General features: G+C 56.1%; 1 protein-coding gene. It reads left to right on the top strand.

Going from position 1 to position 838, the window contains the following annotated elements; all coding sequences use genetic code 11:
- The first annotated feature begins 104 nt into the window (after positions 1-104).
- A complete protein-coding gene (locus G3N64_RS39295) occupies positions 105-752 on the top strand; it encodes a hypothetical protein (protein WP_205788923.1) in 648 nt (215 codons plus the stop codon).
- Positions 753-838: the final 86 nt, after the last annotated feature.

Below are 838 nucleotides of genomic sequence, written 5' to 3'. Positions count from 1 at the left end.
CGGCCACAAGCGGTCGGTCGACTTCAACGTCCAGATCGTTGACTATTGCGTATGGGTCTTTGGCCACTCTCAGTCACGAAACCGTATGAGGTGCCTAGTCATACATGAACTACCCTCCACTTGAACTTGGTGCTGTTTTCCAAACGGACTGGACAGAGCATCCTATTCGCGTGATCGCGTTTGATGCAGATGTGGTCATGTATGACGCTTGGTGGCCACACAAGCAAGCCTGGGGCATGGAGAACCTGTCCGGCACCTTTAGCTACTACCGCGTGCGACGCACCTTGTTTTTGTCACGAGCGCACTATCTGCGAACCGATGAATACACTGAGCTCGAGGCTAGCATTCACAGGCCAGATCTTCCCTTGGCCTACGCGCAGTTCGAATCGTTGAACTGGTATGACCAAAGGCCCGAATCTCTATCGCAACTGGCTCAACAGATCGCCCAAGCACGAGGCCATCAAAACCCGAGCGATGATGCTTCGCTTCTAAAAACATCAGCCATCTACCTCGCGCCTTTCGGTCCAAAGGGCAGCCAGAAGCCGCCGACGGTATGCTATGCGCAGGACGGCTATGCGTTCAACGAATCAGAAGTTCTATGGAACGCGTGGCAATTGCAGGCCCCGCACCTAGGTGATCGCCATCTCACGAGCGGCATCGGCATCTATCGTTTGGGGGTTCGGCGGCGCACCCCGACTTTCTATATCTGGGGTTCTTTGAGCCAGCTGAATGGAGGAACGAGCAGCTCGTAAGAAAGGGGAGCCACGATTGCTCCTGTCGCTGCTCTGCGTCCCGCGAACGGCTGCTTCCGGGATAGCCCGACGGCTGCTCCGGGTCG

It is taken from the genome of Burkholderia sp. Ac-20344, assembly GCF_017104975.1.
Taxonomy (GTDB): Bacteria; Pseudomonadota; Gammaproteobacteria; order Burkholderiales; family Burkholderiaceae; genus Burkholderia.
The sequence above is the reverse complement of the archived record's forward strand: the minus strand, read 5'-3'. Positions and strand labels throughout refer to the sequence as shown.